The organism is Streptomyces sp. NPDC127114, assembly GCF_042677525.1.
In the GTDB taxonomy this organism is placed as follows: Bacteria; Actinomycetota; Actinomycetes; order Streptomycetales; family Streptomycetaceae; genus Streptomyces.
Genome location: NZ_JBHXTJ010000013.1, coordinates 60168 through 74248 on the forward strand (window position 1 = coordinate 60168; position 14081 = coordinate 74248).

The following is a 14081-nucleotide window of genomic DNA, read 5'->3' on the forward strand; positions in this document are numbered from 1 at the left end:
GCGACCCCTGTGGGCGGAGGGGGATCAGGCCAGCGAGAGGAAGAGCTTCTCGAGCCGGGCCCGCATCTGCTCCGTGTCCTCGCCGCTCTTGCGCCCGTTCTCCACATCCGTGAGGCACTGCTGGAGACCGGTCGCGATGATCGCGAACCCGGCCCGGTCGAGGGCGCGGGAAGCGGCGGCCAGCTGGGTCACGACCTCCTCGCAGTCGCGGCCCTCCTCGATCATCCGGATGACGCCGGAGATCTGCCCCTGGGCCCGGCGCAGCCGGTTCAGCACGGCCTTCAGCTCGGCGCCCGCGAGATCCAGTTCCACAACCACTCCTCAGCAGATACCCCAGGGGGTAATTTACTCCCCGTCGTGGGGTCCCGTCGAAGACCAAGGATGACACCTGCCATGACCGCGCCCGCCTCCCTCGACGCCGCCCAGACCCTCGCCCGCCTGGGCGAACTCACCGTCGTCGACGTCCGCAGCCCCGCCGAGTACGCGGGCGGCCACCTGCCCGGCGCCCTCAACGTGCCCCTCGACCGCCTGGACCGGGCCGTGCCCGCGCTCAAGGAGGCGGCGGCCCGCGGCGAGCTCCTTCTCGTGTGCCAGTCCGGCAACCGCTCCCGCACCGCCTGCGAGCGGCTCGCCGCCCACGGCATTCCGGCGCTCGACCTGGCCGGCGGCACCAGCGGCTGGGCGGCCCAGGGCCACGCCCTCGACCGCCCGGCCGGTGCCCCGGCCCGCCCGCCCTGGGCCATGGACCGCCAGGTCCGCCTCGCCGCCGGCTCCCTCGTCCTCCTCGGCCTGCTCCTCGCCCTCCTCGTCCACCCCGCCTTCCAGCTCCTCTCCGCCGCCGTCGCCGCGGGCCTCGTCTTCTCGGCCCTCACCAACACCTGCGGCATGGCCGCCGTCCTCGCGAGGCTCCCGCACAACCGCACGACCTCGTGCCCGACGGACGAGGAATCCACCCTGAACGCGACGCTGGCCCGACTCCGGCAGGGCTGACCGCCGTCACACGAGGGCCGGCGTCACGGATCGAGCCCCGCCGCGCGCGTCTGGAGGTAGCGGCGTTCCGGGAGGCTGCGGGTCGTGCGGGCGGCGGTGCGGTAGGCGTCGGCGGCGGCCTTGCGGGCGCCGGTGCGTTCGAGGAGGTGGGCGCGGACGGCGGGGAGGCGGTGGGAGTCGGGGAAGCGGGGCTCCAGGGCCGCCAGGGCGGCCAGGCCCGCCTCCGGGCCCTCGGTCATCGCGAGGGCGACGACCCGGCCCAGCTCCGCCATCGGGTCCTGGGTCTTCGTCAGGAGGACGTCGTAGAGGGCGAGGATCTGGGGCCAGTCGGTGGTGTCCGGGCCCGAGGCCTCGTCGTGGAGGGCCGCGATCGCCGCCTGGAGCTGGTACGGGCCGGGCGGGCCCTCCGTCAGGGCCTCCTCCACCAGCGCGGTGCCCTCGGCGATCGCCGTCCGGTCCCAGAGCGTGCGGTCCTGCCGGTCGAGCGGGACCAGCTCGCCGTCCGGTCCCGTACGGGCCGCGCTGCGGGCCTCCGTCAGCAGCATGAGCGCGAGCAGGCCCGTCACCGCGCCCTCGCGCGGCAGCAGCCGGCGGGCCGCCCGGGTCAGCCGGATCGCCTCGCGGGCCAGCTCGGCGCGGTGGAGCGCGGGCCCGGAACTGGCGGTGTAGCCCTCGTTGAAGATCAGGTAGAGGACCTGGAGGACGGAGACGAGCCGGGCATCACGGTCCTCCGGGCCGGGAGGACGCAAGCCGGGGGGACGCAAGCCGGGAGGGTGGCCGCTGGGAGGGCGGTCGCCGGGAGGCGGGGCGCCGGGCGCATGGAGGCCGGGCGCGTGGTCGCCGCGAGGCCGGGTGCCGGACGCGTGGTTGCCGGGAGGCGGGGCGCCGGGCGCGTGGTCGTCGGGCGGGGGGTCGCACGGTGGGTGGAAGGGGTGGTCCGAGCCGGCCGCGCGTAGCTTTGCCTTCGCGCGGCTGATCCGCTGCGCGACCGTCGCCTCCGGCACCATGAACGCGCGGGCGATCTCCGCCGTCGTCAGGCCGCCCACCGCACGCAGCGTCAGCGCGATCCGGCCCGCCGGCGGCAGCACCGGGTCGCAGCACAGGAAGAGCAGCGTCAGCGTGTCGTCCTCGGCCGGCGCGGCCCGCACCTCGCGCGGTTCGAGCCTGACCGCCCGCTCCTCCCGGCGCGCCCGCGCCGCCTCCGCCCGCAGCGCGTCCGTCAGCCGCCGCGACGCCACCCGGATCAGCCAGCCGCGCGGATTGGCCGGTACGCCGTCCCGCGGCCACTGCTCGGCGGCGGCGAGCAGCGCCTCCTGCACGGCCTCCTCGGCGTCGTCGAAGTGCCCGTACCGGCGCACGAGCGCGCCGAGGACCTGCGGCGCGTGCCGGCGCAGCAGGTCCTCGACGGCGTACGCGGAGCTCACACCCCGCCCCCCGCGAGCTCGCCCGAGCCCAGGTCGCTGCCGCCGGCCTCGTCGATCGGGCGGATCACCACGGGGTAGACCGGCGCCCCGGCCGGCTGCGGGCACTGCGCGACCCGCGCCGCGATCTCCGTGACCCGCTCCAGGCTGGCGCAGTCGAGCACCCAGTACCCCGCCAGCACTTCCTTCGTCTCCCCGTACGGCCCGTCGGTGACGACCGGCCGCCCTTCGGCGTCGGCGGTCACGAACCGGGTCCTGGCGGGCTCGACGAGCCCCTGGCCGTCGATGAACTCGCCGGTCTCCGCGAGATCGTCGTTGATGTTGTTCATGTACGAGAACATCGCCCTGAGTTCCTGCTCGCTCCAGGCCGGGCTGTGGTCCGAGGCCTTGCCGTTCATGGCGTCGTAGTCGGCCTGCGCGCCCTGCACCATCACCAGGTACTTCATGACGTCCTCCATCTTCGGTGACCACGGCCCCCGAGCGGGGCCTTCTACAGGGGACGTCGGAGCAGGGCCGCGTTTCTCGACACCTCGCCGGAGGTCACCGGTTCGGACGCGCCCGAAGGTACGAACGGTCCCGCTCGGCGACCCGCCCGCGCGGGCCCGCCGCCCGCAGGACGACATCGAGGACGGCACCCGGATCCGCGGCGTAGCAGTGGGCGAACCACGCCATGTTCGCCTCCACCACCGCCCAGCCGTCCGCATGCGTCGGGCTGCCTTCGAGGAGGCCCACGTCCACCACCACCCCGCTCGGCAGCGTGTCGCCCACCGCCGCGAGCAGTTCCTCGCCGAAGCGCCGGGCGTCCGGCGCGAGCGGGCCCGGTTCGAGGCGGCCGTACACGGCGTACCGGCTGCCCGTGACCACCTGCCCGTCGAGCACGAAGAGCCGGTACTCGGCCGAGAACGTCACCGGGTCCGAGACCAGCACCGGGGTGTGCGGCGACACACTGCCCCGGACGGCCTCGAAGCCGGCCGCGCCGTCCGCGTACACCGCCGCCGGGAAGGACTTGTCCGACGGCGGCTTCAGGAACACCGGCCGGAACACCTCCCGGTACACCGAGGAGAAGGTCTCCAGCGTGATCCGCCGCCGGGTGAACTCCGGCGGCAGCGCCGCCGGCCAGCCGTCCGAAGGCTCCAGGAGCCCGAGCCCCAGCGGCTCCGCGACCCGGTCGGCGAGCCGCGGCCCGCCGTGCCAGTGGACGGCCTCGCCCGGGCGTACGACGCTCTCCGGCGGGCCGTTCAACACCCGGGACGTCATGCCGCGGCGGCTGGCGACCCCGGCGAGGAGAACTGCGGTGGAGGTGTGCGCCGCGGACAGCAGCAACACGTCTCCGTCCCGGGCCTCGCTCGCCCGTATGCCGGTTTCACGGTTCGTACCGGTTGCGCGGGTCATGAAGCCGAGAGCTCCTTCTCCAGCGGGGTGCGGAAGCGGGGCGTGATCCGCGTGTCGCCGACCCAGTCGGCCAGGCGCCCGGCCTCCTCCGCGATCCGGAAGTCGTCCACGTCCCCGTCGCCGTCCGTGAGGCGCCGCCACACGATCTCACCGTTCGGCCGCTGCGCCCAGCCGCCGACGATCCGGCCGTTCCACCACACCGTCGGGCCGATGTTGCCGCTGCGGTCGAAGAGGGCGGGGCGGAGGTCCGGCTCCAGGTACCAGTCGCGGGACTGCCAGCCCATCGCCGTCGGGTCCAGGGCCGGGAGGAGCGCCGCCCACGGCTCGCCCGCCTCCTCCGGCCGTACGGGGTCGAGGTCGTCCGGCAGCACGTGGCCCACGCCCTCCGCGAGCCCCACCGGCACCGCGCCCACCGCCGCCAGGGCGCGCCGCACGTCCGACACCTTCCAGCCGGTCCACCACTTCAGGTCGGCCTCGGTCGCCGGACCGTACGCGGCCAGCCAGTGCCGTACGAGCTCCGCCTGCGCGCCGTCCCGCGCGACCTCCGCGTGCGGCGGGACCGCCGCCCAGCGGAACCGGCTCGACGTCCAGCCGCCCTGCGGCCGGCCCCGGGCGATCCGGCCCTCCATGCCGAGGACGCGCAGCACCCGGCTGCCGACCGGCTGCGGACCTTCCTGGTTGGTGCCCACCCCGTACACGTACTTCTCCCGCAGCCTCGGTACGGCGGTGCCGAGTTCGGCGCCCGTCGCCTCGCCGCGCGCCGCCAGCTCGGCGAGCACCCGGCGCTCGGTCTCCGCGAGCCAGGCCTCGTCGTGGTCGCTGCCCGCCGCCAAGTGTTTGATCAGGAGGGTGCGTTCGCGGGCGGAGGCGGCGTCCGTGGTGGAGGAGTGGACGACGGCGGCGAGCGCGGAGGGCACCACGAACAGGGTGTGCCGCATGCCGTGCATCCGGGTCAGCGTCCGCTCCTCGTACAGCGCCCGCTCGACCTCGGCGACGGGGTCCCGGTCCGCGGTGAGCCGCGCGCCCGCCGCCAGGAACACCGTCGCCGCGTCCGTGGCGTGCAGCGCCACCAGCGCACCGGCCACCTGTTCCGCCGTGGCCGCCCGCACGCCCGCGCCGAGCCGGTGCCGCAGCGCGAGTCGTGCCCTGCGCTCCTCGGGGCCGATGGTTCTCGTGTGCGTCCGCGTGTCAGCCATGCGCCCCAGTGTTGCGCCCTGTCGATGCTCCCGCCCGTGCGTCTCGCTCATGCGCCTCGTTCACGGGTCTCATCCATGCGTCTCGCGCACGCGTCTCGCGCACGCGTCCTCCCCTGCGGTCAGGCATGACCTCACGCGTCCGGGAAGTCCGGCACCCTGCCGTCAGTCCGCCGCCGCGCGCTCCCCCGTCGGCCGGCGGCGCAGGGTCGGGTCGGTGAGGGCGGCGGGCCGCCAGACGCCGTCCGGCGGGTAGACGTTCGTGCCCGGCGGCACGATCTCGTCGATCCGGTCGAGGACCTGATCCGTCAGGGTCAGCGAGGCACCCTTCAGCAGGCCCTCCAGCTGCTCCATCGTGCGCGGCCCGAGGATCACCGACGTGACCGCCGGGTGGGCGGTGACGAACGCGATCGCCAGCTCGGGCAGCGTGCAGCCGATCTCCTCGGCGAGCGCGACGAGCTCCTCGACGGCGTCCAGCTTGGCCTGGTTCACGGGCAGCGACGGGTCGAAGCGGTGCGGGTGGAGCGCGGCCCGGCCGCTGGTCATGTCGATGTCCCGGCCCTTGCGGTACCTGCCGGTGAGGAAGCCGGACGCCAGCGGCGACCAGGTCAGCACGCCCATCCCGTACCGCTGCGCGACCGGCAGCACGGAGGTCTCGACGCCGCGCGCGAGCAGCGAGTACGGCGGCTGCTCGCTGCGGAAGCGGCGCAGGCCGCGCCGCTCGGCGACGGCGTGCGCCTCGACGATCTCCTCGGCGGGGAAGGTCGAGCAGCCGAAGGCCCGGATCTTGCCCTGGGAGACCAGGTCGCCGAGGACGTCGAGGGTCTCCTCGATGTCGGTGCGGTGGTCGGGCCGGTGGACCTGGTAGAGGTCGATCCATTCGGTGCCGAGCCGCTTGAGGCTGTTCTCGACGGCCCGGGTGATCCAACGGCGCGAGGTGCCGCCCCTGTTGGGGCCTTCACCGCCGACCGGGAAGTACACCTTGGTGGCGAGCACGGTCTCGTCCCGGCGGCGCGGGTCGCGCAGCGCCTTTCCCACGATCTCCTCCGACTCGCCCGCCGAGTACATGTCGGCGGTGTCGACGAAGTTGATCCCCTGGTCGAGGGCGGCGTGGATGATCCGTACGGAGTCCTGGTGGTCGGGGTTGCCGACCGCTCCGAACATCATCGTGCCCAGGCAGTACGTACTGACTTCGATCCCGGTCCCGCCGAGTACCCGATAGCGCATGCGCCGCACCTTAGGGGTTGGAGTCCACTCCAGCGCAAGGGAGTTCGGCGAGGAATCCGGAGATCAGGAGGTGGAGGACCTCGGGCTGCTCCAGGTGCAGGTCGTGGCCGGTGCCGGGTACGCAGACCCCGCGGAGTTCCGGGAGCCGGCGGGCCATCTCGTCGTACTCCTCGTCGGGGATGATGCCTCGCTGCCCGAGGACGGCGAGTACGGGGACGGGCGGCCGTGCGTCGCTGATCGCGTCCCACTCCTCCCACCAGGCGCGGCCGGCGTTCTCGGCGAGCGAGGCGACCATCACCTCGGGGTCGAACCGGGGCCACAGGCCGCCGTCCCGCTCCTCCAGTCCGTCCGCCCAGCCTTCCCCTACGGGACCGCCACCGAGGTACGCGACGGCCGCCTCCCGCGACGGGAACGGCACCGGCCATGCCCTGAGCCATCCGCCGATCTGCTCCAGGACACCCGGCTCGGCCCCGCCGGGCCCGGCCTCGACGAGCACGGCTCCGGCGAGCGGGACCCGGGGACGCTCCGCTTGGGCGGCGTGGGAGGCGGCGACCGGCCCGGCGGCGTGGGACGCGGCGATCGGCCCGGCGGCCTGGGAGGCGGCGGTGAGCAGGGCGGCGTGCCCGCCGTACGACTGGCCGACCAACACGACGTCCGACAGGCCGAGTTCGGCGATGACGGCGAGGACGTCGGCGACGTACGCGGCGCGCGAGACGTTCTGCGGGTGCCGCTCGCTCGCGCCGTGCCCGCGCTGGTCGAGGGCGACGACCCGGTGCCCGTCGGCGCGCAGACGCCGGGCGATGCCGTCCCATTCTCCGGCGTGTCCGGCGAGCCCGTGCAGCAGCAGGAGGGACCGCTGTCCGCCGGCGCAGCCGCCCTCGCCGGCCGCGCCGCCCTCGGGGTGACCGGCGCTCCCGCCGTTTCCGACGTTTCCGCCGCTCCCGCCGTTCCCGCCGCCCCAGTCGCGCAGAGAGAGCCGTACGCCGTCCTCGCGTACGAGGGTGCGCTCGATCCAGGCCGGGGCCTCATCCGCATCCCGTTCGGGCAGGTCTTCAGTCGTCTCGGTCATGCGGGTCACAGTGCCTCCAGCTCGGGGCAGAGCAGCGCGTCGGCGACGGCGGTGCGGGCGTAGAGGACGGACCGGCCGCTGCGGTGGGCGGTCACCAGGCCGGCGTTCCTGAGGGCGGTGAGGTGCTGGGACACGGCGGCCGCCGACAGACCGAAGGCGGCGGCGAGCCGGGTGGTCGAGGCCGGAGTGTCCAGCTCGGCGAGGAGCAGCGCGCGGGAACGCCCGAGGACGCCGGCGACGGCGTCGGTGGCCGTGCTCGTGGTGCGTGGCTGCCACAGGTTGCCGATGCCCCGTGCCGGATAGGCGAGCTGGGGCGGATCGGGCGCGACCGAGCGGGTCAGGACCTTCGGCCACGCGAACGCCGACGGGACGAGCAGCAGCCCGGAACCCGCCTCGTCGCGTGTGAGCGCGCAGGCCCGCCGTACCAGCCGCAGGGTGCCGTCGTCCCACCGTACGGTCTCGTGGAGTTCGCTGAGCACGCGCGCGGAGCCGTGCTCGGCGACCTGGCGGGCCCGGTGGAAGACGTCGGCTTCCAGGAGACTGCGGATGCGGGCCCAGTAGGGGGCGAGGGCGAGTTCCCAGTAGGTGAGGATCTCGTCGCAGAGCCGGTCGAGGTCGATGTCGTCGCCGCCGAGGCGGGTGGTGGTTCCGAGCGTCGCCAGGTCGTGGAGGAGGTTCTCGCGCGGGGTGCGGCGGATGGCCTCGAGCTCGCTTTCCAGGGTGGGGAAGGGACCTTGGGGCGTGGGGTTGAGGCAGTCGGCGAGGTAGCCGTGGGCGGGGATGAGCGCGGCGAGCCGCCCCCGGTCGAGCCCGGCGCGCAGGAAACGGGGCCGCACCTGCGCGACCCAGCCGCGGTGGATGGCCGGAGAGCGGTCGTCGCCGGCGCGGAGCAGCCGGAAGCTGGTGACGACCTCCCACATGGGGGAGACGGCGAAGCGGGTCTGGGCGAGGTCGGCGGCGGAGAAACTGAGCCCTGAGTCCATCGCGTACCCCCTGTGTTCGGCGAACGGATTCGGCTGGAGCTTAATCATTGGAGGGTGGGAAGGGCGCGGCAGCAAGCTCACCGCATGCCCTCGAAGCCCACGGGCGGCCCCGCCGCCGATCCCACGAAGCCCGCCGCGCCGACGAAGTCCGCCGGGTCGGCCAAGCCGACCGAGCCCACGAAGCCGGCCGGGTCGGCCAAGTCGACCGAGCCCGGGAAGCCGGCCGGGTCGGCCAAGTCGACCGAGCCCACGAAGCCCACCGCGCCAACGAGCTCGCCCGAGTCCGCCAAGTCCCGCCCCTCCGCCCGCCTTTCCTCCCTCCTCCCGTCCTCCTTCAGAAACCTCCCGTCCGTCGTCTGGACGATCTTCGCGGGCGCGGTGATCAACCGTCTCGGCTTCCTGGTCACCCCGTTCCTCGTCTTCTTCCTCGCCTCGCGCGGTGTGACCGGCACCGACACCACCTACGTCCTGGGCGCGCTCGGCGCCGGCAACCTCCTCGGTCCGGCCGTGGGCGGCGTCCTCGCCGACCGCATCGGCCGCCGCCCCACGATGCTCGTCGGCCTGACCGGCTCGGCGGCGGCGCAGGGCGCGCTGTTCCTGGCTCCCGGCGTGTGGACGATGGCAGCCGCCGCGCTGCTGATCAGCGCCACCGGCATGACGGTGTCCCCGGCCGCGTACGCGCTGATGGCGGACGCCGTCGACGCGGAGCGCCGGCAGCGCGCGTACGCCCTGTTCGGCTGGGGAGTGAACATCGGCACGGCGGTCGCGGGCGTCCTCGGCGGCTTCCTGGCCGCACACGGCTACTGGCTGCTGTTCGCGGTCGACGCCGGTTCGATGCTGCTGTACGCGGTGGTCGTCGCCACGCGCCTGCAGGAACCGCCGCGCGCGCCGCGGCCCGCGGACGACGGCATCGGCTACGGCGTGGTCCTGCGCGACCGCCTCGCCGTCCTGCTCCTGCCGGTCCTCGGCGTGCAGCTCTTCGTGTACTCCCTCACCGAGGTCGCGCTGCCGCTGGCGATCCGCGACAGCGGCCTCTCGCCCGCGGTGTACGGCACGATGGCGGCCCTCAACGCGATCCTGGTCGTCGCCCTCCAGCCCTTCACCACGGCGCGGCTCGCCCGCCTGCCGCAGCTCACGGTGCAGGTCGTGGGCAGTGTGCTGATCGCCCTCGGGGTGGCCCTGACGGGACTGGCGGACGGGATCGTCGGCTTCGCGTTCTCGGTCGTCGTCTGGTCGCTGGGGGAGGTGGTGGTCGCCGGCATCGGCGCCGCGCTCGTCGCGAACCTGGCCCCGTCCCACGCCCGCGGCCGCTACCAGGGCGCCTTCAGCTGGACCTGGGGCGTCGCCCGTTTCGCCTCCCTGACCCTGGGCGTCACGGTCTACACCGGCCTCGGCGCCGCCGCCCTCTGGTGGTCCGCCCTCGCGGCAGGCCTCGCCGCGTCGGCGGCGCTGCTGGCCCTGAGCGCCCGCGTGACCGAGCGATCGGCGACGGCGACGGCGGTGGCGGTGGCGACGGAGTCAGCGGCCGCCGCCGCGACGGCGACGACGGCGTCCGGTGACCGAGCGGGTGGCGACCGCGTCAGCGAGGCCTCACCCGTCAACGACCGCGTCAGCGAGGCCTCACCCGTCAACGACCGCGACAGCGAGGCCTCACCTGTCAACGACCGCGTCAGCGAGGCCACTTCGCCTGCGGCCCCTTCGTCCGCAGCGCGTTCAGCCGCTGTCTGAGGTGCTCGCGGCAGGTCGGCCATTCCTCGTCCGTCACCGAGAAGACGGCCGAGTCGCGGAGGCGGCCTTCCTCGCCGGGGGCGGAGGAGGGGGACCAGTTGCGCAGGACGCCCTCGAAATGGGCGCCGGTCTTGGCGATGGCCGCGCGGGAACGGCCGTTGCGGGCATCGGTCTTGAGGTCGAGGCGGGCGACGCGCCAGTGCTCGAAGGCGTACGCGAACAGGAGGTACTTCGCCTCGGTGTTCAGGCCGGTGCCCTGCGCCGACGCCGCCAGCCAGGTGAAGCCGACCTCGATCGCCTGGAGGCCGTCGCCGGAGGGCGTCAGGCGCGGGTCCCAGTAGGAGGTGACGCCGACCGCGCGGCCGGTGGGCCGGTGGATCTGGGCGTACGGCGCGAGGGTGCCGGCGGCGGCACGTCCCAGCTGGGTGTCGATGTACGCGCCGATCTCGGCGGGCTCGGGGACCCACGTGTAGGCGTACGTGTCGCGGTCCTCAGCCACGGCGGCCGCGAGGTCCGCGGCGTGATGGCCGCCCAGCGGTTCGAGGCGCACCAGGTCGCCTTCCAGGACCGGCCCTGTGAGCACGAACGCCATCGCTGTGTCCCCCGTCTCGCGGACCGGGCGACCCGCCGGCCATCCGATCCCTTTGATCCGTCGATCCATCGAGCCTTTGATCTTTCGATCTGAGTGTCGAGCGCAGGGTGGCAGAGCGGTCCGCCGCGTGTCGCGCGAATTCCGCCGCCGTGCCCGTGCGATGCTCCTACGCTCCTTCCGTGACCGAGAACGAGATCAAACTCAAGGCCATCGCCGCACTGACGGCGCTGCGCGGCGGAGTCGACGAGAGCCTCGTCTCGGACCTCCTGGGCGAGGTGATCCCGGGGCAGTTCGCGGTACCGGCCGGGGCGACCGCCGAGGAGGCCGGCCTCGCGGTCCTCGCCCAGCTCTCCGAGCCCCTGAGCGCCCTCGTCAACGGCTTCATCCTGGCCTTCGAGGCCGTGGCCGACGCCCATGACGCCTCGGGTGCCGAGCCGGCGACCGAGCCGATCCTCCAGGAGCTCGCCCTCCGCCTGGCCAGCGACAACTTCGGCTGACCGGAGGTACCGCACCGGCGTCGCCCGCACTGATCGGGTGAAGGCGAGGTGTCGTCGCACGGACGCGGCCGGGCGCGCCCGCATGGTGAGCGCGTCGACCGGAGCCGTCGGCGCCCGTGCCGCCGGTCCGGTCGCGCCCCGTGAGAGGAGCGCGCATCGTGCGAAGAACCGGGTCCGTCGCCAGGGCCCTCACCCTGCTCGTCGCCGCGGCGGCCCTCGCCGCATCCGCCCTGTCCCTGCCCGTCCCCTCCGCCGCGCACGCCGACGGCGCGGGGGCCCGGGGCGACGGCGCGTGGGGCGACGACGCGCGGGACATCCGTACGGGGCCGCCCGGCACTCCCGTCACCTGGGGCAGCAACAGCAGGGGTCAGCTCGGCGACGGCAACACCTCCGGTTCGGGTGCCGTCCCCGGCAGGGTCTGCGGGAACGCCACGTGCACCACCGCGCTCGGCAGGATCGTGCAGGTCGCGGCCGCCGGATGGCACAGCCTCGGTGTCCTCGAGGACGGCAGCGTCGTGGCCTGGGGCCACAACGCGTCCGGCCAGCTGGGGGACGGCACCGACACCGACCGCACCACGCCGGTCCGGGTCTGCGCGATCGGGGAGCCCGCGCCGTGCGCGAGGCATCTGAAGGGGGTCGTGGCGGTCGCCGCGGGCGTGGTCCACAGCATGGCGCTGCTGACCGACGGAACCGTCGTCTCCTGGGGCAACAACGCGTACGGCCAGCTCGGCGACGGCACCGCCGTGAACCACCGGACGAGCCCTGTCCGGGTGTGCGCCGTCAACGCGACCGCGCCGTGCACGACGCACCTGAGCGGGGTCACCGCCCTGGCCGCGGGCTACCAGCACTCGCTGGCGGTCCTGGCCGACGGCACGGCCGCCGCCTGGGGCCTCAACACCGACGGCCAGCTCGGTGACGCCAGTACGCAGGACCGCACGGTCCCCGTGCCGGTGTCCGGGCTGACCGAGGTGGTGTCCGTGGCGGGCGGCGTGTATCACAGCGTCGCGGTACGCGCGGACGGCACCGTGCGCGCGTGGGGTGCGGGCGACGCCCTGGGCGACGGCGTGGGCGCGCGGTCCACCGTGCCGGTGCAGGTGTGCGCGGTCGGCCAGACCGTGCCGTGCACGTCGTTCCTGACGGGAGTGAAGGGCGTGGCCGCCGGGGCGTACCACAGCCTCGCCGCCAGGACCGACGGCACCGCCGTCGCCTGGGGCGACAACAACTGGGGCGCGATCGGCGACGGGACCGGCCTCGACCGGAAGGTCCCGGCGCAGGTGTGCGCGCCCGGCGGCTGCGCCACGAAGCTGACCGGCGTCACCCAGGTCGCCGCGGGCGTCGCCGGCGCGCACAGCCTCGCGCTGCGGGACGACGGCACGGTACGGGCCTGGGGCCTCAACGAGTCGGGCCAGCTCGGCGACGGCACGCGGACCACCAGCAACCTCCCGGTCCGGGTGTGCGCCTCGGGCCAGACCGCGCCGTGCACCCGGCTGCTCGAAGGGGTCACGTCCCTCGCGGGCGGCGACGTCCACACGGTGGCGCTGTCGGTGCGGTCGGCCGACCTCGCGGCGTCGATCGCGGCGAGCCCGGAGCCGGTGGCGAACGGCGGAACCCTCACGTACACGATCCGCGTGCACAACTACGGCCCGACCACGGCGGAGAACGTCGTCCTCACCGACCGTCTGCCCGGGACGGTCCGCTACGTGAGCGCCGCGACGACGTCCGGTCACTGCGACACCCCGCCGCCCGGCACGACGGACACGGTGACCTGCCACTTCGGCAGCCTGGGCGGGGGCGGCTCCGCGGCGGTCTCGCTCGCGGTGAAGGTCCGCACGACGGCCGGGGCGACCCTCGTCAACGGCGTCTCGGCGACGAGCGACACACCGGACCCGAGACTGACGAACAACACGGCGACGATCAGCACACCGGTGACCTGAAACCACACGTGAACACCATCCGGCCGAGTTCATCCAGCCCTCCCCGACCGTCCCTCCCGGACCATCCCTCCCGGACCATCCCGCCCCGACCGTCCCTCCCGGACCGTCCCTCCCCGCCGTCCCCCTCCGGCCGCCCCTCCCGGCTCTCTCCCAGCTGCCCCGCCCAGCGGTCTCTCCTGGCTGTCCCTCCCGACCGTCCCTCCCCGGAGTGATCACCGGTGTGATCAGGAGCGACCGCCGGTGCGCCTGCGTGAACGGGCACGGCGCGGCTGCCGAGGATGCGCCCATGCGCCTCTCCTCGTCTCTCCCGCGCCGTGTCCTCGTACCGTTCGTCGCGGCCATCGCCCTGCTGTCCACCGCGGCCGCTGCCGCGGCCGACACCGCCGAAGCCTGCGGCTCGGTCATCACCGCCCCGCTCGCCCCGCCGGTCTCCGCCGACGACCCGTGTCCCAGCACGGACCCGGTCGTGTGCCGCATCCGCGTGATGCCGATGGACGAGAAGGTGGAGGCCCAGCGGACCCGGATCCGCTACCACGGGCTCCTGGAGTCCATGCACCGCACGGAGGCCGACATGCGCGCGGCCGGCGCCACGGACGAGGAGATCGCCCGCGAGCTCGTCGACATGCGCAACCAGGCGAAGGAGATCACGCGCGCGGGCATGACGCCGGAGGAGGTCCGGGTCCTGGAGGAGCGCAACAAGGCCAAGTACGGCAACCCCCTCGGCCCGACGGCCGACCAGCTGTACGCGAAGTACGGCTCCTGGGACCAGGTCGCCTCGGCCGCGATGCGCACCAGCTACGCCGTCGACCGCGAACTGAGCCTCGAGTACCGCCCCTGCCCCGTATGAGAAAGCAACTCTCGAAAAGCCGAAGGGCCGGACCGCTTTCACGGTCCGGCCCTTCGGGCTGGCGGAGGATACGAGATTCGAACTCGTGAGGGGTTGCCCCCAACACGCTTTCCAAATGTTCGTATGGGGGTTCGGAGCAGGCCGTACCCGTCCTGACCTGCGGCGGAGCGTTCGGAGTGGCCCCGTCCGGACAGGTCCGGACGGGGGT

The 14081-nt window shown here is 74.2% G+C and carries 14 protein-coding genes; 5 read left to right on the plus strand and 9 right to left on the minus strand.

Features of this window, described 5'->3' with window-relative positions:
- Positions 1 to 24: 24 nt before the first annotated feature.
- Positions 25 to 312, minus strand: a complete 288-nt coding sequence (locus ACFVGS_RS15960) for a metal-sensitive transcriptional regulator (protein ID WP_384407421.1) — start codon at positions 310 to 312, stop codon at positions 25 to 27.
- Between the two features lie 81 nt (positions 313 to 393).
- On the opposite strand from ACFVGS_RS15960, the gene ACFVGS_RS15965 reads away from it, so the two are divergent.
- Complete coding sequence (locus ACFVGS_RS15965; protein WP_385692749.1) at positions 394 to 990, plus strand: rhodanese-like domain-containing protein; 597 nt, start codon at positions 394 to 396, stop codon at positions 988 to 990.
- Positions 991 to 1013: 23 nt separating this feature from the next.
- Here the strand turns inward: ACFVGS_RS15965 and ACFVGS_RS15970 are convergent, their stop codons facing one another.
- From ACFVGS_RS15970 to ACFVGS_RS16000, 7 genes are all read right to left on the minus strand, one after another.
- Positions 1014 to 2414 carry an RNA polymerase sigma factor gene (locus tag ACFVGS_RS15970; protein ID WP_385692750.1) on the minus strand — a complete coding sequence of 467 codons (1401 nt, stop codon included), beginning with the start codon at positions 2412 to 2414 and terminating at the stop codon, positions 1014 to 1016.
- Entirely contained in the window at positions 2411 to 2857 is a 447-nt protein-coding gene (locus ACFVGS_RS15975) for a YciI family protein (RefSeq protein WP_384407415.1), read from the minus strand. The genes ACFVGS_RS15970 and ACFVGS_RS15975 overlap by 4 nt, the downstream gene beginning before the upstream one ends.
- Positions 2858 to 2951: 94 nt before the next feature.
- Positions 2952 to 3803, minus strand: coding sequence for an ATP-grasp domain-containing protein (locus ACFVGS_RS15980; RefSeq protein ID WP_384407413.1), 852 nt, complete (start codon positions 3801 to 3803; stop codon positions 2952 to 2954).
- A complete protein-coding gene (locus ACFVGS_RS15985) occupies positions 3800 to 4999 on the minus strand; it encodes a winged helix DNA-binding domain-containing protein (RefSeq protein ID WP_384407411.1) in 1200 nt (399 codons plus the stop codon). The genes ACFVGS_RS15980 and ACFVGS_RS15985 overlap by 4 nt, the downstream gene beginning before the upstream one ends.
- 162 nt (positions 5000 to 5161) lie before the next feature.
- The gene (locus ACFVGS_RS15990; protein WP_384407409.1) at positions 5162 to 6223 is read right to left on the minus strand and encodes an aldo/keto reductase; all 1062 of its coding nucleotides are present in this window, start codon (positions 6221 to 6223) and stop codon (positions 5162 to 5164) included.
- Positions 6224 to 6233: 10 nt separating this feature from the next.
- Positions 6234 to 7292: an alpha/beta fold hydrolase gene (locus ACFVGS_RS15995; RefSeq protein WP_385692751.1), complete on the minus strand. Its 1059-nt coding sequence runs from the start codon at positions 7290 to 7292 to the stop codon at positions 6234 to 6236.
- 5 nt (positions 7293 to 7297) lie between these two features.
- Positions 7298 to 8275: a DUF5937 family protein gene (locus tag ACFVGS_RS16000; RefSeq protein WP_385692752.1), complete on the minus strand. Its 978-nt coding sequence runs from the start codon at positions 8273 to 8275 to the stop codon at positions 7298 to 7300.
- A gap of 84 nt (positions 8276 to 8359) precedes the next feature.
- On the opposite strand from ACFVGS_RS16000, the gene ACFVGS_RS16005 reads away from it, so the two are divergent.
- The gene (locus ACFVGS_RS16005; RefSeq protein ID WP_385692753.1) at positions 8360 to 10003 is read left to right on the plus strand and encodes an MFS transporter; all 1644 of its coding nucleotides are present in this window, start codon (positions 8360 to 8362) and stop codon (positions 10001 to 10003) included.
- Here the strand turns inward: ACFVGS_RS16005 and ACFVGS_RS16010 are convergent.
- A complete protein-coding gene (locus ACFVGS_RS16010) occupies positions 9945 to 10595 on the minus strand; it encodes a GNAT family N-acetyltransferase (RefSeq protein WP_385692754.1) in 651 nt (216 codons plus the stop codon). The two genes, ACFVGS_RS16005 and ACFVGS_RS16010, sit on opposite strands and share 59 nt — an antisense overlap.
- Positions 10596 to 10774: 179 nt before the next feature.
- Here ACFVGS_RS16010 and ACFVGS_RS16015 point away from each other — a divergent pair, with 179 nt between their 5' ends.
- From ACFVGS_RS16015 to ACFVGS_RS16025, 3 genes are all read left to right on the plus strand, one after another.
- Positions 10775 to 11092 carry a hypothetical protein gene (locus ACFVGS_RS16015; protein ID WP_384407397.1) on the plus strand — a complete coding sequence of 106 codons (318 nt, stop codon included), beginning with the start codon at positions 10775 to 10777 and terminating at the stop codon, positions 11090 to 11092.
- Positions 11093 to 11250: 158 nt separating this feature from the next.
- Positions 11251 to 13026, plus strand: coding sequence for a hypothetical protein (locus ACFVGS_RS16020; protein WP_385692755.1), 1776 nt, complete (start codon positions 11251 to 11253; stop codon positions 13024 to 13026).
- A 286-nt stretch (positions 13027 to 13312) separates the two neighbouring features.
- On the plus strand, positions 13313 to 13873 hold the full coding sequence (locus ACFVGS_RS16025) for a hypothetical protein (protein ID WP_384407393.1): 561 nt from the start codon (positions 13313 to 13315) through the stop codon (positions 13871 to 13873).
- Positions 13874 to 14081: the final 208 nt, after the last annotated feature.

What these genes read in the sequence shown, in the direction of transcription:
- ACFVGS_RS15965 (WP_385692749.1), top strand. Translation starts at nt 394, where the DNA reads ATGACCGCGCCCGCCTCCCTCGACGCCGCCCAGACCCTCGCCCGCCTG.
- ACFVGS_RS15975 (WP_384407415.1), bottom strand. Translation starts at nt 2,857, where the DNA reads ATGAAGTACCTGGTGATGGTGCAGGGCGCGCAGGCCGACTACGACGCC.
- ACFVGS_RS15980 (WP_384407413.1), bottom strand. Translation starts at nt 3,803, where the DNA reads ATGACCCGCGCAACCGGTACGAACCGTGAAACCGGCATACGGGCGAGC.
- ACFVGS_RS15985 (WP_384407411.1), bottom strand. Translation starts at nt 4,999, where the DNA reads ATGGCTGACACGCGGACGCACACGAGAACCATCGGCCCCGAGGAGCGC.
- ACFVGS_RS15990 (WP_384407409.1), bottom strand. Translation starts at nt 6,223, where the DNA reads ATGCGCTATCGGGTACTCGGCGGGACCGGGATCGAAGTCAGTACGTAC.
- ACFVGS_RS15995 (WP_385692751.1), bottom strand. Translation starts at nt 7,292, where the DNA reads ATGACCGAGACGACTGAAGACCTGCCCGAACGGGATGCGGATGAGGCC.
- ACFVGS_RS16000 (WP_385692752.1), bottom strand. Translation starts at nt 8,275, where the DNA reads ATGGACTCAGGGCTCAGTTTCTCCGCCGCCGACCTCGCCCAGACCCGC.
- ACFVGS_RS16005 (WP_385692753.1), top strand. Translation starts at nt 8,360, where the DNA reads ATGCCCTCGAAGCCCACGGGCGGCCCCGCCGCCGATCCCACGAAGCCC.
- ACFVGS_RS16010 (WP_385692754.1), bottom strand. Translation starts at nt 10,595, where the DNA reads ATGGCGTTCGTGCTCACAGGGCCGGTCCTGGAAGGCGACCTGGTGCGC.
- ACFVGS_RS16025 (WP_384407393.1), top strand. Translation starts at nt 13,313, where the DNA reads ATGCGCCTCTCCTCGTCTCTCCCGCGCCGTGTCCTCGTACCGTTCGTC.